The 17,381-nt window shown below is 40.6% G+C and carries 33 protein-coding genes; all 33 read left to right on the top strand.

Translation table 11 applies throughout. From position 1 onward, the window contains the following. Positions 1 to 272 precede the first annotated feature (272 nt). The 33 genes from spx to rplQ all read left to right on the top strand — a co-directional run bounded on the left by spx (position 273) and on the right by rplQ (position 17,058). Entirely contained in the window at positions 273 to 671 is a 399-nt protein-coding gene (gene spx / locus ODU34_RS09630; RefSeq protein WP_002939362.1) for a transcriptional regulator Spx, read from the top strand. Between the two features lie 99 nt (positions 672 to 770). Beyond that, on the top strand, positions 771 to 1,037 hold the full coding sequence (locus ODU34_RS09625) for an IreB family regulatory phosphoprotein (protein WP_002939360.1): 267 nt from the start codon (positions 771 to 773) through the stop codon (positions 1,035 to 1,037). Next, on the top strand, positions 1,037 to 1,456 hold the full coding sequence (gene ruvX / locus ODU34_RS09620) for a Holliday junction resolvase RuvX (protein WP_002939356.1): 420 nt from the start codon (positions 1,037 to 1,039) through the stop codon (positions 1,454 to 1,456). Before ODU34_RS09625 ends, ruvX begins: the two co-directional genes overlap by 1 nt. Positions 1,457 to 1,467: 11 nt before the next feature. Then, positions 1,468 to 1,788, top strand: a complete 321-nt coding sequence (locus tag ODU34_RS09615; RefSeq protein WP_002939343.1) for a DUF1292 domain-containing protein — start codon at positions 1,468 to 1,470, stop codon at positions 1,786 to 1,788. Between the two features lie 488 nt (positions 1,789 to 2,276). Further along, a complete protein-coding gene (rpsJ, locus tag ODU34_RS09610) occupies positions 2,277 to 2,585 on the top strand; it encodes a 30S ribosomal protein S10 (protein ID WP_014735259.1) in 309 nt (102 codons plus the stop codon). A 96-nt stretch (positions 2,586 to 2,681) separates the two neighbouring features. Continuing rightward, a complete protein-coding gene (rplC, locus tag ODU34_RS09605; RefSeq protein WP_011921686.1) occupies positions 2,682 to 3,308 on the top strand; it encodes a 50S ribosomal protein L3 in 627 nt (208 codons plus the stop codon). Positions 3,309 to 3,332: 24 nt separating this feature from the next. Next, positions 3,333 to 3,956 carry a 50S ribosomal protein L4 gene (gene rplD, locus ODU34_RS09600; protein WP_004195490.1) on the top strand — a complete coding sequence of 208 codons (624 nt, stop codon included), beginning with the start codon at positions 3,333 to 3,335 and terminating at the stop codon, positions 3,954 to 3,956. After that, entirely contained in the window at positions 3,956 to 4,255 is a 300-nt protein-coding gene (locus ODU34_RS09595; protein ID WP_004195491.1) for a 50S ribosomal protein L23, read from the top strand. Before rplD ends, ODU34_RS09595 begins: the two co-directional genes overlap by 1 nt. A 17-nt stretch (positions 4,256 to 4,272) precedes the next feature. After that, a complete protein-coding gene (gene rplB / locus ODU34_RS09590; protein WP_398578478.1) occupies positions 4,273 to 5,106 on the top strand; it encodes a 50S ribosomal protein L2 in 834 nt (277 codons plus the stop codon). A gap of 104 nt (positions 5,107 to 5,210) precedes the next feature. Continuing rightward, positions 5,211 to 5,492, top strand: coding sequence for a 30S ribosomal protein S19 (gene rpsS, locus ODU34_RS09585; RefSeq protein ID WP_000533766.1), 282 nt, complete (start codon positions 5,211 to 5,213; stop codon positions 5,490 to 5,492). Positions 5,493 to 5,509: 17 nt separating this feature from the next. Beyond that, entirely contained in the window at positions 5,510 to 5,854 is a 345-nt protein-coding gene (gene rplV, locus ODU34_RS09580) for a 50S ribosomal protein L22 (RefSeq protein WP_002936662.1), read from the top strand. A 12-nt stretch (positions 5,855 to 5,866) separates the two neighbouring features. After that, the gene (gene rpsC / locus ODU34_RS09575) at positions 5,867 to 6,520 is read left to right on the top strand and encodes a 30S ribosomal protein S3 (protein ID WP_002936661.1); all 654 of its coding nucleotides are present in this window, start codon (positions 5,867 to 5,869) and stop codon (positions 6,518 to 6,520) included. Positions 6,521 to 6,523: 3 nt separating this feature from the next. Further along, positions 6,524 to 6,937: a 50S ribosomal protein L16 gene (rplP, locus tag ODU34_RS09570; protein WP_002936660.1), complete on the top strand. Its 414-nt coding sequence runs from the start codon at positions 6,524 to 6,526 to the stop codon at positions 6,935 to 6,937. 9 nt (positions 6,938 to 6,946) lie between these two features. After that, on the top strand, positions 6,947 to 7,153 hold the full coding sequence (gene rpmC, locus ODU34_RS09565; RefSeq protein WP_002936659.1) for a 50S ribosomal protein L29: 207 nt from the start codon (positions 6,947 to 6,949) through the stop codon (positions 7,151 to 7,153). Between the two features lie 23 nt (positions 7,154 to 7,176). Beyond that, entirely contained in the window at positions 7,177 to 7,437 is a 261-nt protein-coding gene (gene rpsQ, locus ODU34_RS09560; RefSeq protein WP_000440801.1) for a 30S ribosomal protein S17, read from the top strand. 24 nt (positions 7,438 to 7,461) lie between these two features. Then, the gene (rplN, locus tag ODU34_RS09555) at positions 7,462 to 7,830 is read left to right on the top strand and encodes a 50S ribosomal protein L14 (RefSeq protein ID WP_002936658.1); all 369 of its coding nucleotides are present in this window, start codon (positions 7,462 to 7,464) and stop codon (positions 7,828 to 7,830) included. Between the two features lie 182 nt (positions 7,831 to 8,012). After that, positions 8,013 to 8,318: a 50S ribosomal protein L24 gene (gene rplX, locus ODU34_RS09550; protein WP_002936656.1), complete on the top strand. Its 306-nt coding sequence runs from the start codon at positions 8,013 to 8,015 to the stop codon at positions 8,316 to 8,318. Between the two features lie 23 nt (positions 8,319 to 8,341). Further along, entirely contained in the window at positions 8,342 to 8,884 is a 543-nt protein-coding gene (gene rplE, locus ODU34_RS09545) for a 50S ribosomal protein L5 (protein WP_002936653.1), read from the top strand. 14 nt (positions 8,885 to 8,898) lie between these two features. Further along, the gene (locus tag ODU34_RS09540; protein ID WP_002936651.1) at positions 8,899 to 9,084 is read left to right on the top strand and encodes a type Z 30S ribosomal protein S14; all 186 of its coding nucleotides are present in this window, start codon (positions 8,899 to 8,901) and stop codon (positions 9,082 to 9,084) included. A gap of 360 nt (positions 9,085 to 9,444) precedes the next feature. Beyond that, positions 9,445 to 9,843, top strand: a complete 399-nt coding sequence (gene rpsH, locus ODU34_RS09535) for a 30S ribosomal protein S8 (protein WP_002936647.1) — start codon at positions 9,445 to 9,447, stop codon at positions 9,841 to 9,843. 237 nt (positions 9,844 to 10,080) lie between these two features. Further along, positions 10,081 to 10,617, top strand: a complete 537-nt coding sequence (gene rplF / locus ODU34_RS09530; RefSeq protein WP_004195502.1) for a 50S ribosomal protein L6 — start codon at positions 10,081 to 10,083, stop codon at positions 10,615 to 10,617. An 88-nt stretch (positions 10,618 to 10,705) separates the two neighbouring features. After that, positions 10,706 to 11,062: a 50S ribosomal protein L18 gene (gene rplR / locus ODU34_RS09525; RefSeq protein ID WP_002936641.1), complete on the top strand. Its 357-nt coding sequence runs from the start codon at positions 10,706 to 10,708 to the stop codon at positions 11,060 to 11,062. A gap of 18 nt (positions 11,063 to 11,080) precedes the next feature. Further along, the gene (rpsE, locus tag ODU34_RS09520; protein WP_002936639.1) at positions 11,081 to 11,575 is read left to right on the top strand and encodes a 30S ribosomal protein S5; all 495 of its coding nucleotides are present in this window, start codon (positions 11,081 to 11,083) and stop codon (positions 11,573 to 11,575) included. A 14-nt stretch (positions 11,576 to 11,589) separates the two neighbouring features. After that, entirely contained in the window at positions 11,590 to 11,772 is a 183-nt protein-coding gene (gene rpmD / locus ODU34_RS09515) for a 50S ribosomal protein L30 (RefSeq protein WP_002936638.1), read from the top strand. Positions 11,773 to 11,907: 135 nt separating this feature from the next. After that, positions 11,908 to 12,348 carry a 50S ribosomal protein L15 gene (gene rplO, locus ODU34_RS09510; RefSeq protein WP_002936637.1) on the top strand — a complete coding sequence of 147 codons (441 nt, stop codon included), beginning with the start codon at positions 11,908 to 11,910 and terminating at the stop codon, positions 12,346 to 12,348. Positions 12,349 to 12,361: 13 nt separating this feature from the next. Continuing rightward, positions 12,362 to 13,672 (top strand): preprotein translocase subunit SecY, encoded by a 1,311-nt coding sequence (gene secY, locus ODU34_RS09505; protein ID WP_024415620.1) that lies wholly within the window; start codon positions 12,362 to 12,364, stop codon positions 13,670 to 13,672. Between the two features lie 93 nt (positions 13,673 to 13,765). Then, complete coding sequence (locus ODU34_RS09500; RefSeq protein ID WP_105139628.1) at positions 13,766 to 14,407, top strand: adenylate kinase; 642 nt, start codon at positions 13,766 to 13,768, stop codon at positions 14,405 to 14,407. Between the two features lie 121 nt (positions 14,408 to 14,528). Next, on the top strand, positions 14,529 to 14,747 hold the full coding sequence (infA, locus tag ODU34_RS09495; RefSeq protein ID WP_002936627.1) for a translation initiation factor IF-1: 219 nt from the start codon (positions 14,529 to 14,531) through the stop codon (positions 14,745 to 14,747). 24 nt (positions 14,748 to 14,771) lie between these two features. Beyond that, positions 14,772 to 14,888, top strand: coding sequence for a 50S ribosomal protein L36 (rpmJ, locus tag ODU34_RS09490; RefSeq protein WP_001808836.1), 117 nt, complete (start codon positions 14,772 to 14,774; stop codon positions 14,886 to 14,888). A 19-nt stretch (positions 14,889 to 14,907) separates the two neighbouring features. Further along, entirely contained in the window at positions 14,908 to 15,273 is a 366-nt protein-coding gene (gene rpsM / locus ODU34_RS09485; RefSeq protein ID WP_002936622.1) for a 30S ribosomal protein S13, read from the top strand. A gap of 17 nt (positions 15,274 to 15,290) precedes the next feature. After that, complete coding sequence (gene rpsK / locus ODU34_RS09480) at positions 15,291 to 15,674, top strand: 30S ribosomal protein S11 (RefSeq protein WP_004195509.1); 384 nt, start codon at positions 15,291 to 15,293, stop codon at positions 15,672 to 15,674. A 44-nt stretch (positions 15,675 to 15,718) separates the two neighbouring features. Then, positions 15,719 to 16,657 (top strand): DNA-directed RNA polymerase subunit alpha, encoded by a 939-nt coding sequence (locus ODU34_RS09475; RefSeq protein ID WP_004195512.1) that lies wholly within the window; start codon positions 15,719 to 15,721, stop codon positions 16,655 to 16,657. A 14-nt stretch (positions 16,658 to 16,671) separates the two neighbouring features. After that, complete coding sequence (gene rplQ, locus ODU34_RS09470) at positions 16,672 to 17,058, top strand: 50S ribosomal protein L17 (protein ID WP_000331493.1); 387 nt, start codon at positions 16,672 to 16,674, stop codon at positions 17,056 to 17,058. The last annotated feature ends 323 nt before the right edge of the window (positions 17,059 to 17,381 follow it).

Here is a 17,381-nt window from a genome sequence, read left to right as displayed (position 1 = left end):
TTAAAAAATTGGGTTAAAAACTTCCTTTTTGTGCGCCCTAAATACAAAAACTATTCCCGTTTTGTCATGAACTGCTCAGACGGGAATAGTTTCTTTAGCTGCTTAAATGCTTAACTTAATGACATTGGGAGATTCCAGGCTTTTTTCTAATAAAAACCGAATTTTTACCCCAAAATTTAAAGTTTTTTTAAAAAATAGGTCTGCAGACCGAGGGAATTTATGATATAATAGTCTATAATGTGCTTAATAAAATGTAGCAAAGGAGTGACTACATGATTAAAATTTATACTGTATCTAGTTGTACTTCTTGTAAGAAAGCGAAAAATTGGTTAAATGCTCACCAATTATCTTATAATGAGCATAATCTTGCGAAGGAAGCCATTACTAAGGAAGAAATCCTAAACATCTTAACAAAAACAGAGAATGGTATTGCAAGTATCGTATCGTCAAAAAACCGTTATGCAAAGAGTCTGGACTTTGATATTGAAGAGTTGAGTGTGAATGAGGTCATTGATTTAATTACCTCTAACCCACGTATTTTGAAGAGTCCAATCTTGATTGATGAGAAACGACTTCAAGTGGGCTATAAAGAAGATGATATACGCGCTTTCTTGCCACGTGCAGTGCGCAATGTTGAAAATGCTCAAGCTCGTATGAGAGCAGCTCTATAAGATGTACAAAAGGACTCTTTTGGGGTTCTTTTTGCGCATTTTTTGAGAATAATTAAAATTTGTGATATAATGTAAAAAATAGGGAAAGAAGGTGTAAGTATGGGATTTACCGAAGAAACCGTTCGTTTTCGCCTAGATGACACAGATAAACAAGAAATCAGCAAAACATTGACTAGTGTTTATCGTTCGCTAGAGGAAAAGGGCTATAATCCGATTAACCAAATCATTGGCTATGTATTAAGTGGGGACCCTGCTTATATTCCTCGCTATAATGATGCCCGCAATCAGATTCGTAAGCATGAACGAGATGAAATCATTGAAGAATTGGTGCGCTACTATTTGAAAGGGAATGGGATTGACCTCTAATGAGAATAATGGGATTAGACGTCGGTTCCAAGACAGTTGGTGTAGCCATTTCAGATCCGTTAGGCTTCACGGCCCAAGGGTTGGAAATCATCCCAATCGATGAAGAAAAGGGCGAATTCGGTCTGGAGCGTTTGACCGAACTTGTAGAACAGTACAAGGTTGATAAATTTGTTGTAGGCTTGCCGAAGAATATGAATAATACTAGTGGTCCACGTGTGGAAGCTAGTCAAGCTTACGGTGATTTATTGACTGAGCGTTATAAACTTCCAGTTGATTATCAGGATGAACGTTTAACAACTGTTGCAGCAGAACGGATGCTGATTGAGCAAGCGGATATCAGCCGAGGAAAACGCAAGAAAGTTATTGATAAATTAGCAGCTCAGCTGATTTTACAAAATTATTTAGATAGAACATTTTAAAGGAGATTCTAATGGCACATCATCATGACCATGAACACGACCACAATCACGACGAACGTGAATTGATTACTTTGGTAGACGACCAAGGTAACGAAACACTTTTTGAAATCTTATTGACGATTGATGGTCAAGAAGAGTTTGGTAAGAACTATGTTCTCTTGATTCCTGCAAGTGCAGAAGAAGATGAGAACGGAGAAGTTGAAATCCAAGCCTACTCATACATTGAGAATGAGAATGGCACGGAAGGCGATTTGCAACCTATCCCAGAAGACGCAACAGCAGAATGGGATATGATTGAAGAAGTCTTTAACAGCTTTATGGAAGAGGAATAAAAAGGTTCAGTGGGCCTTTTTATTATGAGCTGAAAATCAAAGAGCGAATTGAGGTCCGGTGGAGTGAAGTAATCTGGGGGGAGACTGTTTTAGCCCGAGTTAAGAAACAGCAAGGCGAGGGATGAATCATGAGCCAGAAAATCAAAAGGGAGGCTAGATGAAAGATAGTTCTACAGAAAGAAATAAGAGGCTGAGTGAGGAATTAGAGAGGTGTCTACTGGCTGATAAAAATATTTTGGTCATATTAGACATAATGGATAGAAGTAATGAAGAATCCTGAAATAAAAGTTTTGGGATTTTTTGAATTTTTGAGTAAAAACTCTTGCAATGAGAAATATAATCTGATAGAATGTTCTAGTGCCGTAAAAATTACGGCTGTAGCTTTGATGCAAGAGGTTGCGACACGCTCGGTTGCATTGCCACGCGACTCGTGTTGGTTTTCTTGTGGAGCTAGCCTATTATGTTAAATAGACGAAAAGGAGAAAAAGATGGCAAACAAAAAAATCCGCATCCGCTTGAAAGCGTACGAACACCGTACACTTGATACAGCAGCTGCAAAAATCGTTGAAACTGCAACACGTACAGGTGCTCAAGTAGCAGGTCCAGTTCCGCTTCCAACAGAACGTAGCCTCTACACAATCATCCGTGCGACTCACAAGTATAAAGACTCTCGTGAGCAGTTCGAAATGCGTACACACAAACGTTTGATCGACATCGTTAACCCAACTCAAAAAACAGTTGATGCGTTGATGAAATTGGATCTTCCAAGTGGTGTAAACGTAGAAATCAAATTGTAATCAAGTTGCGAGCAAAACTCAGAATCTTGATTTGAGCATGAAAAACGCTCGTTAAAAACTTTTTAACTATAAAATAAGAAAAGGAATATTTTTCTCATGACAAAAGGAATCTTAGGGAAAAAAGTGGGAATGACTCAAATCTTCACTGAATCTGGTGAATTTATCCCTGTTACTGTCATCGAAGCAACTCCAAACGTTGTTCTTCAAGTGAAAACAGTTGAAACTGATGGTTATGCAGCAGTTCAAGTTGGTTTTGATGACAAACGTGAAGTGTTGAGCAACAAACCTGCCAAAGGCCATGTAGCTAAAGCTAACACAGCTCCTAAGCGCTTCATTCGTGAATTCAAAAACATTGAAGGCTTGGAAGTTGGACAAGAAATTACAGTTGAAACTTTCGCCGCTGGTGATGTTGTTGATGTAACTGGTACATCTAAAGGTAAAGGTTTCCAAGGTGTTATCAAACGCCATGGTCAATCACGTGGTCCTATGGCTCACGGTTCTCGTTACCACCGTCGTCCAGGTTCTATGGGTCCTGTTGCACCTAACCGTGTATTCAAAGGTAAAAACCTTGCAGGTCGCATGGGCGGCAACCGTGTAACAATTCAAAACCTTGAAGTTGTACAAGTTGTTCCAGAAAAGAATGTTATCCTTATCAAAGGTAACGTACCAGGTGCTAAGAAATCTCTTATCACTATCAAGTCAGCAGTTAAAGCTGGTAAATAATAAGGAAAGGGGAAATCAGTCGAAATGGCAAACGTAACATTATTTGACCAAACTGGTAAACAAGCTGGTGAAGTAGTTCTTAACGATGCGATCTTTGGTATCGAGCCAAACCAAGCAGTTGTATTTGATGTGATCATCAGCCAACGTGCTAGCCTTCGTCAAGGTACTCACGCAGTTAAAAACCGTTCAGCAGTCTCAGGTGGCGGACGCAAACCATGGCGTCAAAAAGGAACTGGACGTGCTCGTCAAGGTTCTATCCGTTCACCACAATGGCGTGGCGGTGGCGTAGTCTTCGGACCAACTCCACGTTCATACGCCTACAAACTTCCACAAAAAGTTCGTCGCTTGGCGCTTAAATCTGTTTACTCAGAAAAAGTTGCTGAAAATAAATTTGTAGCTGTTAACTCACTTGAATTCACAGCTCCAAAAACTGCTGAATTTGCAAAAGTGCTTGCAGCATTGAGCATTGATTCTAAAGTCCTTGTTATTCTTGAAGAAGGCAACGAATTCGCAGCTCTTTCTGCTCGTAACATCCCAGGAGTTAAAGTTGCAACTGCAACAACTGCAAGCGTACTTGACATCGCAAATGCAGACAAACTTCTTGTAACTCAAGCAGCTATCTCTAAAATTGAGGAGGTTCTTGCATAATGAATTTGTATGATGTTATCAAAAAACCTGTCATCACAGAAAGCTCAATGGGCCAACTCGAAGCAGGCAAGTATGTATTTGAAGTTGACACTCGTGCGCACAAACTCTTGATCAAGCAAGCTGTTGAAGCTGCATTCGAGGGTGTTAAAGTTGCAAATGTTAACACAATTAACGTGAAACCTAAAACAAAACGCGTAGGTCGTTATGTAGGTCGCACAAACAAAGTGAAAAAAGCAATCATTACATTGGCTGCTGATTCAAAAGCGATCGAATTGTTCGCTACAGCTGACGCTGAATAATCAAAGGAGGAATTAACGTGGGTATTAAAGTTTATAAACCAACGACAAATGGCCGTCGTAACATGACTTCTTTGGACTTCGCTGAAATCACAACAAGCACTCCAGAAAAAAGCTTGCTTGTTGCTTTGAAGAGCAAAGCTGGTCGTAACAACAACGGTCGCATCACTGTTCGTCACCAAGGTGGCGGTCACAAACGTTTCTACCGTTTGGTAGACTTCAAACGTAACAAAGATGGCGTTGAAGCAATCGTTAAAACTATCGAGTACGATCCAAACCGTTCAGCAAACATCGCTCTTGTACACTACACAGACGGTGTTAAAGCTTACATCATTGCTCCTAAAGGTCTTGAAGTTGGTCAACGCATCGTTTCAGGTCCAGAAGCAGATATCAAAGTTGGGAACGCACTTCCACTTGCAAACATCCCAGTCGGTACTGTTGTTCACAACATCGAGTTGAAACCAGGTCGCGGTGGTGAGTTGGTTCGTGCTGCTGGTGCATCTGCACAGGTTCTTGGTCAAGAAGGTAAATACGTTCTTGTTCGCCTTCAATCAGGTGAAGTTCGTATGATCCTTGGTACTTGCCGTGCTACTGTTGGTACTGTAGGTAACGAACAACATGGCCTTGTTAACCTTGGTAAAGCAGGTCGTAGCCGTTGGAAAGGTATCCGTCCAACAGTTCGCGGTTCTGTAATGAGCCCTAACGATCACCCACACGGTGGTGGTGAAGGTAAAGCACCAGTCGGTCGTAAAGCACCATCTACACCATGGGGCAAACCAGCTCTTGGTTTGAAAACTCGTAACAAGAAAGCTAAATCTGACAAACTTATCGTTCGTCGTCGCAACCAAAAATAATCTATTCTTAGTTGCTTAGCATTCTATATCATCCGCCAACTCGGTAGTCCGCTATTTTGCGGACAAGCCGCTGTGGTACATATTTTAAAGGAGAACACACTAAAATGGGACGTAGTCTTAAAAAAGGACCTTTCGTCGATGAGCATTTGATGAAAAAAGTTGAAGCTCAAGCAAACGACGAAAAGAAAAAAGTAATTAAAACTTGGTCACGTCGTTCAACGATTTTCCCAAGTTTCATCGGTTATACAATCGCAGTTTACGATGGACGTAAACACGTACCTGTATACATTCAAGAAGACATGGTAGGTCACAAACTTGGTGAATTTGCACCAACTCGTACTTACAAAGGTCATGCTGCTGACGACAAGAAAACTCGTCGTAAATAATTTAGGAGGAAAACACAATGGCAGAAATTACTTCAGCTAAAGCAACTGCTCGCACAGTACGTGTTTCACCTCGTAAATCACGTCTTGTCTTGGATAACATCCGTGGCAAAAGCGTAGCAGACGCAATCGCAATCTTGAAATTCACACCAAACAAAGCTGCAGGCATTATCGAGGGAGTTTTGAACTCAGCAATCGCTAACGCTGAAAACAACTTTGGTTTGGAAAAAGCTAACTTGGTAGTCAGCGAAGCATTCGCAAACGAAGGACCAACGTTGAAACGTTTCCGTCCACGTGCGAAAGGTTCAGCTTCACCAATCAACAAACGCACAGCTCACATCACTGTAGTTGTGGCAGAGAAATAAGGAGGTAAAAACGTGGGTCAAAAAGTACATCCAATTGGTATGCGTGTTGGCATCATCCGTGATTGGGATGCTAAATGGTATGCTGAAAAAGAATACGCGGATTACCTTCATGAAGATCTTGCAATCCGCAACTTTATCAAAAAAGAATTGGCTGATGCATCAACATCAACAATCGAAATCGAACGTGCTGTAAATAAAGTAATCGTTTCTATCCACACTGCTAAGCCAGGTATGGTTATCGGTAAAGCTGGTAGCAACGTTGATGCACTTCGTGCTCAATTGAACAAATTGACTGGTAAGCAAGTACACATCAACATCATCGAAATCAAACAACCTGATTTGGATGCACACCTTGTTGGTGAGTCAATCGCTCGTCAATTGGAGCAACGTGTGGCATTCCGCCGTGCTCAAAAACAAGCTATCCAACGTGCAATGCGCGCTGGTGCAAAAGGTATCAAAACACAAGTTTCTGGTCGTTTGAACGGTGCTGATATTGCCCGTGCAGAAGGCTACTCAGAAGGAACTGTTCCTCTTCATACACTTCGTGCGGATATCGACTACGCTTGGGAAGAAGCTTTAACAACTTACGGCAAACTTGGTGTTAAAGTATGGATCTACCGTGGTGAAGTTCTTCCAGCTCGTAAAAACACTAAAGGAGGTAAATAACAAATGTTAGTACCTAAACGTGTAAAACACCGTCGTGAATTCCGTGGAAAAATGCGCGGTGAAGCTAAAGGTGGAAAACAAGTAGACTTTGGTCAATACGGTCTTCAAGCAACTACTAGCTCATGGATTACAAACCGCCAAATCGAAGCTGCCCGTATCGCTATGACGCGTTACATGAAACGTGGTGGTAAAGTTTGGATTAAGATCTTCCCACACAAATCATACACTGCTAAAGCTATCGGTGTACGTATGGGTTCTGGTAAAGGTGCTCCTGAAGGTTGGGTAGCTCCAGTTAAACGCGGTAAGGTTATGTTTGAAGTAGCTGGCGTTTCTGAAGAAATTGCACGCGAAGCATTCCGCCTTGCTGGTCACAAATTGCCAGTTAAAGTTAAATTCGTAAAACGTGAAGCAGAATAAGGAGAAGACATGAAACTTCAAGAAATTAAAGATTTTGTAAAAGAACTTCGTGGCCTTTCTCAAGAAGAACTTGCTAAGAAAGAAAACGAATTGAAGAAAGAACTCTTCGAACTTCGTTTCCAAGCTGCTGCTGGTCAACTTGAGCAAACTGCTCGTTTGAACGAAGTGAAGAAACAAATTGCACGTATCAAGACTGTGCAATCTGAAACTAAATAATAGATTGGGAAAGGAGAATTTCAATGGAACGCAATAATCGTAAAGTTCTTGTTGGACGCGTAGTATCTGACAAAATGGACAAAACAATCACAGTTGTAGTTGAAACTAAACGTAACCACCCAGTCTATGGTAAACGTATTAACTACTCTAAAAAGTACAAAGCTCATGATGAAAACAATGTTGCTAAAGAAGGCGATATCGTTCGTATCATGGAAACTCGCCCACTTTCAGCTACAAAACGTTTCCGTCTTGTAGAAGTTGTGGAAGAGGCAGTTATCATTTAATCAACCTGAAAGGAGAAAATTGACATGATTCAAACAGAAACTCGTTTGAAAGTTGCTGACAACAGTGGCGCACGTGAAATCTTGACAATCAAAGTTCTTGGTGGTTCAGGACGTAAATTCGCGAACATCGGCGACATCATCGTTGCTTCAGTAAAACAAGCTACTCCTGGTGGTGCGGTTAAAAAAGGTGACGTTGTTAAAGCCGTTATCGTTCGTACTAAGACAGGTGCTCGTCGTGCTGATGGTTCATACATCAAATTCGATGAGAATGCTGCAGTTATCATCCGTGAAGACAAAAACCCTCGCGGAACTCGTATCTTTGGCCCAGTGGCACGCGAATTGCGTGATGGCGGTTTCATGAAAATCGTTTCATTGGCACCAGAAGTACTTTAATCAAATAGTTTTAGGAAATTTGTTACAGACTAGGCAGTTTGTTGTAGATAGTACTTGGGTACATCAAAACAAACTAACGAAGTCTGTGGCGGATTTAGTAAACTAGAAAACAAACTAAGTCCCCTGGTTAAATTACTAACCAGGGTGCCCATTAGGGCGTAAGAAATCATAGGAGAAATCAAATGTTTGTAAAAAAAGGCGATAAAGTTCGCGTAATCGCTGGTAAAGACAAAGGCGTTGAAGCAGTTGTCGTAACAGCACTTCCAAAAGTAAACAAAGTTATTGTTGAAGGTGTTAACATCGTTAAGAAACACCAAAAACCAAACAGCGAAAACCCTCAAGGCGCTATCGTTGAAAAAGAAGCTCCAATCCATGTGTCAAACGTTCAAGTTCTTGACAAAAATGGTGTTGCAGGACGCGTTGGTTACAAGTTTGTAGACGGCAAAAAAGTTCGCTACAACAAAAAATCAGGCGAAGTGCTTGATTAATCACGAAGGAAAGGAGAAGTATAATGGCAAATCGTTTAAAAGAAAAATATCTTAATGAAGTAGTTCCTGCTTTGACTGAACAATTTAACTATTCTTCAGTTATGGCTGTGCCAAAAGTTGATAAGATCGTTTTGAACATGGGTGTTGGTGACGCTGTTTCTAACGCTAAAAACCTTGAGAAAGCTGCTCAAGAATTGGCTTTGATCTCAGGTCAAAAACCACTTATCACTAAAGCTAAGAAATCAATCGCCGGCTTCCGTCTTCGTGAGGGTGTTGCGATCGGTGCGAAAGTAACTCTTCGTGGCGAACGTATGTATGAGTTCTTGGACAAATTGGTTACAGTTTCACTTCCACGTGTACGTGACTTCCACGGTGTACCAACTAAGTCATTTGACGGACGTGGTAACTACACACTTGGTGTGAAAGAGCAATTGATCTTCCCAGAAATCAACTTCGACGATGTTGATAAGACTCGCGGTATGGATATCGTTATCGTTACAACTGCTAACACTGACGAAGAATCACGTGCATTGCTTACTGGCCTTGGTATGCCGTTTGCAAAATAAGAGGGAGAGAATAAATGGCTAAAAAATCAATGATCGCTAAGAACAAACGCCCAGCTAAGTTCTCTACACAAGCTTACACACGCTGTGAAAAATGTGGACGTCCACACTCAGTTTACCGCAAATTCAAATTGTGCCGTGTATGCTTCCGCGACTTGGCTTACCTTGGACAAATTCCTGGCGTAACAAAAGCTTCTTGGTAAGATAAGATGTGCGAGCGTTTAGCAACCAACGCAAAGATAGGAGATTTGACGACGAAGTTCACTTCTAGGAAAATCTATCTTCTTTGCTAAGGTTGTAGCTCGAACTCAATTGTATAAATAAACCCGATACAAAGTTTGCTTGTCAATTTGAACACGGGCGAAAGCCTGTGTGAAAAAAGAGACGCAGTCGTTTCAGCCTTGGCTGAATTACGAATGTGGCTACCATTAGGTGCAAACTTTCCTAGAAACGTGGTTTCTTCGTCAAGTTTTCTATTTTCACTTTGGCTTTTAGCGCCCTTTGTATCATGAATTAACTAGCAAGTGATCTAATCAAACTGCTAGTAAGAGGAGAAACAACAAATGGTTATGACTGACCCAATTGCAGATTTTTTGACACGTATTCGTAACGCTAACCAAGCAAAACACGAAGTGCTTGAAGTTCCTGCATCAAACATCAAAAAAGGTATTGCTACAATCCTTAAAAACGAAGGTTTTGTGAAAAACGTTGAATTCATCGAAGATGACAAACAAGGCATCATCCGTGTATTCTTGAAATACGGACCAAACGGTGAAAAAGTTATCACTAACTTGAAACGCGTTTCAAAACCAGGTCTTCGTGTTTACTCAAAACGTGAAGATATTCCAAAAGTTCTTAACGGACTTGGTATCGCAATCATCTCAACATCAGAAGGTCTTTTGACTGACAAACAAGCTCGTCAAAAGAACGTTGGTGGTGAGGTTATCGCATACGTTTGGTAATCTTTTAGCTTCCAATTTCGTCATGTGCCTGTGTTAGAGCGTCTTGGCATACTCGAGTATAGCCTGCGTCGCTCTGCCTTGTCACATTTAGAAATTGAAACCTAAAAGCATGATTGCTTCACAAAAGCTATCATGAGACCTGCTCGTTCGAACACAGGCTGAAGCGTGTGTTTAAATGAGCCCCCGTGAAAACTAGTCGCTAGACGGCTTGATAATTTAACAGGAGAATTAAAAAATATGTCACGTATTGGTAATAAAGTAATTACATTGCCTGCTGGTGTTGAGCTTGCTCAAAACAACGGCGTGGTAACTGTAAAAGGACCTAAAGGGGAATTGACTCGTGAATTCCCAACTGCTATTGAAATCCGTGTGGAAGGTGCAGAAGTAACTCTTCACCGTCCAAACGATTCAAAAGAAATGAAGACTATTCACGGTACTAGCCGTGCTAACCTCAACAACATGGTTGTTGGTGTTTCTGAAGGCTTCAAAAAAGAACTTGAAATGCGTGGTGTCGGTTACCGTGCTCAATTGGCTGGTAACAAATTGACACTTGCTGTTGGTAAATCACATCCAGATGAAGTGGTTGCACCAGAAGGTATTACATTTGAAGTTCCAACACCAACACAAATCGTCGTGTCTGGTATCAACAAAGAAGTTGTTGGTCAAACAGCAGCTTACATCCGTAGCCTTCGCGCTCCTGAGCCATACAAAGGTAAAGGTATTCGTTACGTTGGTGAATTCGTTCGCCGTAAAGAAGGTAAAACAGGTAAATAATAGCTTGCTGAGGTGGCTGGACCACCTGGCTGACTATTTCTCAAATTGTTTCGTAAGAAACAGAATCATACATTAAGAGGTGAATATTGTGATTTCAAAACCAGATAAAAACAAAATCCGCCAAAAACGCCACCGTCGCGTTCGCGGTAAAATCTCTGGAACTGCTGCTCGCCCACGTTTGAACATTTTCCGTTCTAATACAGGCATCTACGCTCAAGTGATTGATGACGTAGCGGGTGTAACGCTCGCAAGCGCTTCTACTCTTGATAAAGAAGTTTCAAAAGGTACTAAGACAGAACAAGCTGTTGTTGTAGGTAAACTCGTTGCTGAACGCGCGGTAGCTAAAGGTATTTCTGAAGTGGTCTTTGACCGCGGTGGATATCTCTATCACGGACGTGTGAAAGCTTTGGCTGAATCAGCTCGTGAAAACGGATTGAAATTCTAATAGGGAGGACACTAAGAAATGGCATTCAAAGATAACGCAGTTGAAATTGAAGAACGCGTAGTAGCCATCAACCGTGTTACAAAAGTTGTTAAAGGTGGACGTCGTCTTCGTTTTGCAGCTCTTGTGGTTGTTGGTGACCGTAACGGTCGCGTAGGTTTCGGTACTGGTAAAGCTCAAGAAGTACCAGAAGCTATCCGTAAAGCAGTTGAATCTGCTAAGAAAAACATGATTGAAGTTCCAATGGTTGGTACAACAATCCCTCACGAAGTTCGCTCAGAATTTGGCGGCGCTCGTGTATTGTTGAAACCTGCTTCAGAAGGTTCTGGGGTTGCTGCCGGTGGTGCAACTCGTGCCGTAATCGAATTGGCAGGTATCGCAGATGTGACTTCTAAGTCACTTGGTTCAAACACACCAATCAACATCGTTCGCGCAACAGTTGAAGGTTTGAAACAATTGAAACGTGCTGAAGAAGTGGCTGCACTTCGTGGCATCTCAGTTTCTGATTTAGCATAAGAAAGGAGATACTCATGGCTCAAATTAAAATCACTTTGACTAAGTCTCCAATCGGTCGCAAACCAGAACAACGTAAAACAGTTGTTGCACTTGGACTTGGTAAATTGAACTCTTCAGTTGTTAAAGAAGATAACCCAGCTATTCTAGGAATGGTGAACGCTATCTCTCACTTAGTAACTGTAGAAGAAGTTAAATAATCTAACAAATAGACTAAGTCGCATAGAGAAATCTTTGCGACTTCTAGTCCATTTTACATATTTACATACAGCGAGTTTGTGGAGGAAGACTCTTGTACTTCACAGGCGCTAGCATATAAAAGAGGAGAAATAATAATGAAACTTCATGAATTACAACCTGCTACAGGTTCTCGTAAAGTCCGCAACCGTGTAGGTCGTGGTACATCATCAGGTAACGGTAAAACATCTGGTCGTGGTCAAAAAGGTCAAAAAGCTCGTAGCGGTGGCGGTGTTCGCCCAGGTTTTGAAGGTGGACAAACTCCATTGTTCCGTCGTCTTCCAAAACGTGGATTTACAAATATCAACGCTAAAGAGTACGCAATCGTTAACCTTGATCAATTGAACGCTTTTGAAGATGGTGCAGAAGTAACACCAGTTGTGCTTATCGAAGCTGGAATCGTTAAAGCTGAAAAATCAGGAATTAAAATTCTTGGTAACGGTGAATTGACGAAGAAATTGACAGTTAAAGCTGCTAAATTCTCTAAATCAGCTGAAGAAGCAATCACTTCTAAAGGTGGCTCAGTAGAAGTCATCTAAGAGGTGGCAGCCTATGTTTTTTAAACTTTTAAAAGATGCCTTAAAGGTAAAATTGGTACGTAGTAAAATTCTATTTACTATCTTTATCCTTTTTGTCTTCCGCGTAGGAACCCACATTACAGTACCAGGAGTAAACGCAAAGAGTCTTGAGGCCTTGTCAAACCTTCCGTTCTTGAACATGTTGAGCTTGGTTTCAGGAAATGCTATGCGTAATTTCTCAGTTTTCGCACTAGGGGTTAGTCCTTATATTACAGCTTCCATCATTGTTCAACTTTTGCAAATGGATATTTTACCTAAATTTGTTGAATGGGGTAAGCAAGGTGAAGTTGGTCGTCGTAAACTAAATCAAGCAACACGCTACATTTCTTTGGTACTGGCATTTGTTCAATCGATTGGTATTACAGCAGGCTTTAATGCTTTGTCCGGCGCAAAATTGACCAATATGCCATTAAATTGGCAAACATATTTGTTGATTGGATCAATTTTGACAACAGGTTCGATTATTGTAACCTGGCTGGGGGAACAAATTTCTGAAAAGGGCTATGGTAATGGTACATCAATGATTATCTTCGCGGGTATCATTTCATCACTACCAGGGACTTTTCACGAGATTTACATTGATCGCTTTGTTAATATTGAATCAAGTCGTTTGGGGGAGTCAGCAATCTTTGTTGCTGCACTCGTCGTATTAATATTCTTTGTTGTGTATTTTACAACTTTTGTACAACAAGCAGAATATAAATTACCAATTCAATATACAAAACGTGCACAAGGAGCACCTTCTAGCTCATATTTACCGCTGAAATTGAATCCAGCAGGAGTTATTCCTGTAATCTTTGCAGGCTCAATCACTGCAGTTCCAACTTCTTTGATTCAATATTTCGCAAGTCAAAATAAGAGTGCCGGGTGGTTATTGACGGTTCAGGAATACTTTGATTATTCAACTGCTAAAGGTATGATTGTATATGCAGGTTTAATTATTGCCTTTACATTCTTCTACACCTTTGTTCAAGTAAATCCTGAGAAGACTGCAGAAAGCCTTCAGAAAAGTGCAGCCTATATCCATGGAGTTCGTCCTGGTAATGGCACTGAACAGTTTTTGTCAAAATTATTGACAAGATTGGCAGTAATCGGTGCACTCTTCTTGAGTTTTGTAGCTTTGTTGCCTATCCTTGCGCAAAATCTCTTTGGGCTTTCTTCAAGCATTGCATTCCTTGGTACAAGTTTGATTATCGTAATCTCTACAAGTATCGAAGGCATCAAGCAATTAGAAGGCTACCTTCTTAAGAGAAAATATGTAGGTTTCTTAGAAATTACAGAATAGAATATAGGTTGACCTAGTCAACCTTCTATTTTGTTTTTAGATAAGTTTGTCAATAATGGCAAATTTATGTGAAAACAAAATAAGGAGTTTGTCATGAATCTTTTAATTATGGGTTTACCAGGTGCTGGTAAAGGGACACAAGCGGCCAAGATTGTTGAGAAATTCAATGTTGCTCATATTTCAACAGGAGATATGTTCCGTGCAGCAATGGCCAATCAGACTGAAATGGGTATTCTTGCCAAGTCGTACATCGATAAGGGGGACCTCGTTCCCGATGAAGTTACTAATGGCATTGTCAAAGAACGTTTGGTTCAGGATGACATCAAGGAAAAAGGCTTTTTGCTAGATGGCTATCCTCGTACGATTGAACAAGCCCATGCCTTGGATGAAAATTTGGCTGACTTAGGAATTGAGTTGCAAGGTGTTATCAATATTGAGATTGATCCTTCAAAATTGGTAGAGCGTCTCAGCGGTCGTATTATTCATAAAGAAACCGGAGAGACTTTCCACAAAGTATTCAATCCACCTGTTGAAGACTACAAAGAGGAAGACTTCTACCAACGTGAAGATGACAAGCCAGAATCTGTCAAACGTCGTTTAGAAGTCAATATCGCACAAGGACAGCCAATCATTGATCATTATCGTGCAAAAGGGCTGGTCCATGATATTGAAGGTGACCAAGACATTGACCTTGTTTTCCAAGCAATTGATACAGTACTATCAAAATTGCAATAAACTAATAGATTTGGCTTGCATTTTTTATACAAAGATGATAAAATAGCCTAGTCTGACTTATAATTGTTACCTCTGTGTTCAGAGGACATCAAATCGATATTTAGAGAGGGGTTACTTTTGCATGGCAAAAGAAGATGTGATTGAAATTGAAGGCAAAGTAGTCGATACAATGCCAAATGCTATGTTTACTGTTGAGTTGGAGAACGGACACCAAGTCCTTGCAACTGTTTCAGGTAAAATCCGTAAAAACTACATTCGTATTTTGGTCGGTGACCGCGTAACTGTTGAGCTTAGTCCATACGACTTGACACGTGGACGTATCACATACCGCTTTAAATAGTCGAAATACTTGGAGGGATTAAACATGAAAGTAAGACCATCGGTCAAACCAATTTGCGAATACTGCAAAGTTATTCGTCGTAATGGTCGTGTTATGGTGATTTGCCCAGCAAACCCTAAACACAAGCAACGTCAAGGTTAAGAAATAGAAAGGAGAAAACATGGCTCGTATTGCTGGAGTTGACATTCCAAATGACAAACGTGTAGTTATTTCATTAACTTATGTTTATGGTATCGGTCTTGCAACATCTAAAAAAATTCTTGCAGCTGCAGGTATTTCAGAAGATGTACGCGTGAAAGATTTGACATCAGATCAAGAAGATGCTATTCGTCGCGAAGTTGATGCAATCAAAGTTGAAGGTGACCTCCGTCGTGAAGTTAACTTGAACATCAAACGTTTGATGGAAATCGGTTCATACCGTGGTATCCGTCACCGTCGTGGACTTCCTGTCCGTGGACAAAACACTAAAAACAATGCCCGCACTCGTAAAGGTAAAGCTGTTGCGATTGCAGGTAAGAAAAAATAATATAGGAGGTAGAAAAATTGGCTAAACCAACACGTAAACGTCGTGTGAAAAAGAATATCGAATCTGGTATTGCTCATATTCACGCTACATTTAATAACACTATTGTTATGATTACTGATGTGCATGGTAACGCTATTGCTTGGTCATCAGCTGGTGCTCTTGGTTTCAAAGGTTCTCGTAAATCTACACCATTCGCAGCTCAAATGGCTTCAGAAGCAGCTGCTAAATCTGCACAAGAACACGGTCTTAAAACAGTTGAAGTTACCGTTAAAGGCCCAGGTTCAGGTCGTGAGTCTGCTATCCGCGCTCTTGCTGCCGCTGGTCTTGAAGTAACAGCAATTCGTGATGTGACTCCTGTACCACACAATGGTGCTCGTCCTCCAAAACGTCGCCGTGTATAATCATACATTCCATACACAGCTTTTCGTTTAAGAGGGAGTAAGAAATGATTGAGTTTGAAAAACCAACAATAACAAAAATTGATGAAAATAAAGATTACGGCAGATTTGTGATCGAACCATTAGAACGTGGTTACGGTACAACTCTTGGTAACTCTCTTCGTCGTGTACTTCTTGCCTCACTTCCAGGTGCTGCAGTAACATCAATTAAAATTGATGGTGTACTCCACGAATTCGACACAGTTCCAGGTGTTCGTGAAGATGTTATGCAAATTATTCTTAACATCAAAGGCATTGCTGTAAAATCTTATGTCGAAGACGAAAAGAAAATTGAACTTGATGTAGTAGGTCCAGCTGAAGTAACAGCAGGAGACATTCTTACAGATAGTGACATTGAAATTGTAAACCCTGACCATTATCTCTTTACCATTGCTGATGGTGCCACTTTTAAGGCTGTTTTGACTGTCAATTCAGGTCGTGGTTATGTACCAGCTGAGGGTAATAAGAAAGATGATGCACCAGTGGGAACACTTGCTGTAGATTCTATCTATACGCCAGTGAAGAAAGTCAATTATCAAGTTGAACCAGCTCGTGTTGGTAGCAACGATGGTTTTGACAAATTAACACTTGAAATCAATACAAATGGCACCATTATTCCAGAAGATGCTTTAGGTCTTTCTGCACGCATTTTGATGGAGCACTTAGGTCTCTTCACTGACTTGACTGAAGTTGCAAAATCTGCAGAAGTGATGAAAGAAGCTGAAGTGGCTTCAGATGATCGTATGCTTGATCGTACGATTGAAGAATTGGATTTATCTGTTCGCTCATATAACTGTCTGAAACGTGCAGGCATTAACACTGTATTTGACTTGACAGAGAAAACTGAGCCAGAAATGATGAAAGTGCGCAATCTTGGTCGCAAGAGTCTTGAAGAAGTTAAAGTTAAATTGGCTGATCTTGGTCTAGGATTGAAAAAAGATAAATAATATAGGAGGAAATCATGGCATACCGTAAACTAGGACGCACTAGCTCACAACGTAAAGCAATGTTGCGCGATTTGACAACTGACCTTTTGATCAACGAATCAATCGTTACAACTGAAGCTCGTGCTAAAGAAATCCGTAAAACAGTTGAAAAAATGATCACACTTGGTAAACGTGGTGATTTGCACGCACGTCGTCAAGCAGCAGCATTTGTTCGTAACGAAATTGCATCTGAAAACTATGATGAAGCAACTGATAAGTACACTTCTACTACAGCACTTCAAAAATTGTTCTCTGAAATTGCACCTCGTTATGCAGAACGTAATGGTGGATATACTCGTATCCTCAAAACTGAACCACGTCGTGGTGATGCTGCACCAATGGCAATTATCGAACTTGTATAAGATCATCAATTTTGTTGAGTGTTATGATGATGGAATCCTATTCTGATTCTTAGTCTAGCTCTGGTCTACCGCTGAGCTTATCTCAGCGGTAACACTCATCATGTTGATTGGACGCTTGTTTACGAAATTACTCTAAGATAGAATAATTTCGTAAGCAGGCGTTTTTATTAGATGATACATATCAGAAACAGAGCATTTACAAGAAGAACGAATCAATAGTTATTTATCACAATCTTAGAAATATACAAATATAGTTTTAAACAGCTAGACCTTTAGACATAGACATGATTCTCTCAAGCCATACTGGTAGTAGAGCTAAGAAA

The sequence above is a fragment of the Streptococcus sp. 2018WUSS126 genome (genome assembly GCF_044427425.1).
GTDB lineage: Bacteria > Bacillota > Bacilli > Lactobacillales > Streptococcaceae > Streptococcus > Streptococcus hashimotonensis.
Note: the sequence above shows the minus strand (reverse complement) of the source record. Positions and strands in the feature narration are given on the sequence as shown.

Excerpts from the sequence above, each read along its gene's own strand:
- spx (WP_002939362.1), top strand. The coding sequence starts at position 273 with ATGATTAAAATTTATACTGTATCTAGTTGTACTTCTTGTAAGAAAGCG.
- ODU34_RS09625 (WP_002939360.1), top strand. The coding sequence starts at position 771 with ATGGGATTTACCGAAGAAACCGTTCGTTTTCGCCTAGATGACACAGAT.
- ruvX (WP_002939356.1), top strand. The coding sequence starts at position 1,037 with ATGAGAATAATGGGATTAGACGTCGGTTCCAAGACAGTTGGTGTAGCC.
- ODU34_RS09615 (WP_002939343.1), top strand. The coding sequence starts at position 1,468 with ATGGCACATCATCATGACCATGAACACGACCACAATCACGACGAACGT.
- rpsJ (WP_014735259.1), top strand. The coding sequence starts at position 2,277 with ATGGCAAACAAAAAAATCCGCATCCGCTTGAAAGCGTACGAACACCGT.
- rplC (WP_011921686.1), top strand. The coding sequence starts at position 2,682 with ATGACAAAAGGAATCTTAGGGAAAAAAGTGGGAATGACTCAAATCTTC.
- rplD (WP_004195490.1), top strand. The coding sequence starts at position 3,333 with ATGGCAAACGTAACATTATTTGACCAAACTGGTAAACAAGCTGGTGAA.
- ODU34_RS09595 (WP_004195491.1), top strand. The coding sequence starts at position 3,956 with ATGAATTTGTATGATGTTATCAAAAAACCTGTCATCACAGAAAGCTCA.
- rpsS (WP_000533766.1), top strand. The coding sequence starts at position 5,211 with ATGGGACGTAGTCTTAAAAAAGGACCTTTCGTCGATGAGCATTTGATG.
- rplV (WP_002936662.1), top strand. The coding sequence starts at position 5,510 with ATGGCAGAAATTACTTCAGCTAAAGCAACTGCTCGCACAGTACGTGTT.
- rplP (WP_002936660.1), top strand. The coding sequence starts at position 6,524 with ATGTTAGTACCTAAACGTGTAAAACACCGTCGTGAATTCCGTGGAAAA.
- rpmC (WP_002936659.1), top strand. The coding sequence starts at position 6,947 with ATGAAACTTCAAGAAATTAAAGATTTTGTAAAAGAACTTCGTGGCCTT.
- rpsQ (WP_000440801.1), top strand. The coding sequence starts at position 7,177 with ATGGAACGCAATAATCGTAAAGTTCTTGTTGGACGCGTAGTATCTGAC.
- rplN (WP_002936658.1), top strand. The coding sequence starts at position 7,462 with ATGATTCAAACAGAAACTCGTTTGAAAGTTGCTGACAACAGTGGCGCA.
- rplX (WP_002936656.1), top strand. The coding sequence starts at position 8,013 with ATGTTTGTAAAAAAAGGCGATAAAGTTCGCGTAATCGCTGGTAAAGAC.
- rplE (WP_002936653.1), top strand. The coding sequence starts at position 8,342 with ATGGCAAATCGTTTAAAAGAAAAATATCTTAATGAAGTAGTTCCTGCT.
- ODU34_RS09540 (WP_002936651.1), top strand. The coding sequence starts at position 8,899 with ATGGCTAAAAAATCAATGATCGCTAAGAACAAACGCCCAGCTAAGTTC.
- rpsH (WP_002936647.1), top strand. The coding sequence starts at position 9,445 with ATGGTTATGACTGACCCAATTGCAGATTTTTTGACACGTATTCGTAAC.
- rplF (WP_004195502.1), top strand. The coding sequence starts at position 10,081 with ATGTCACGTATTGGTAATAAAGTAATTACATTGCCTGCTGGTGTTGAG.
- rpsE (WP_002936639.1), top strand. The coding sequence starts at position 11,081 with ATGGCATTCAAAGATAACGCAGTTGAAATTGAAGAACGCGTAGTAGCC.
- rpmD (WP_002936638.1), top strand. The coding sequence starts at position 11,590 with ATGGCTCAAATTAAAATCACTTTGACTAAGTCTCCAATCGGTCGCAAA.
- rplO (WP_002936637.1), top strand. The coding sequence starts at position 11,908 with ATGAAACTTCATGAATTACAACCTGCTACAGGTTCTCGTAAAGTCCGC.
- secY (WP_024415620.1), top strand. The coding sequence starts at position 12,362 with ATGTTTTTTAAACTTTTAAAAGATGCCTTAAAGGTAAAATTGGTACGT.
- ODU34_RS09500 (WP_105139628.1), top strand. The coding sequence starts at position 13,766 with ATGAATCTTTTAATTATGGGTTTACCAGGTGCTGGTAAAGGGACACAA.
- infA (WP_002936627.1), top strand. The coding sequence starts at position 14,529 with ATGGCAAAAGAAGATGTGATTGAAATTGAAGGCAAAGTAGTCGATACA.
- rpmJ (WP_001808836.1), top strand. The coding sequence starts at position 14,772 with ATGAAAGTAAGACCATCGGTCAAACCAATTTGCGAATACTGCAAAGTT.
- rpsM (WP_002936622.1), top strand. The coding sequence starts at position 14,908 with ATGGCTCGTATTGCTGGAGTTGACATTCCAAATGACAAACGTGTAGTT.
- ODU34_RS09475 (WP_004195512.1), top strand. The coding sequence starts at position 15,719 with ATGATTGAGTTTGAAAAACCAACAATAACAAAAATTGATGAAAATAAA.
- rplQ (WP_000331493.1), top strand. The coding sequence starts at position 16,672 with ATGGCATACCGTAAACTAGGACGCACTAGCTCACAACGTAAAGCAATG.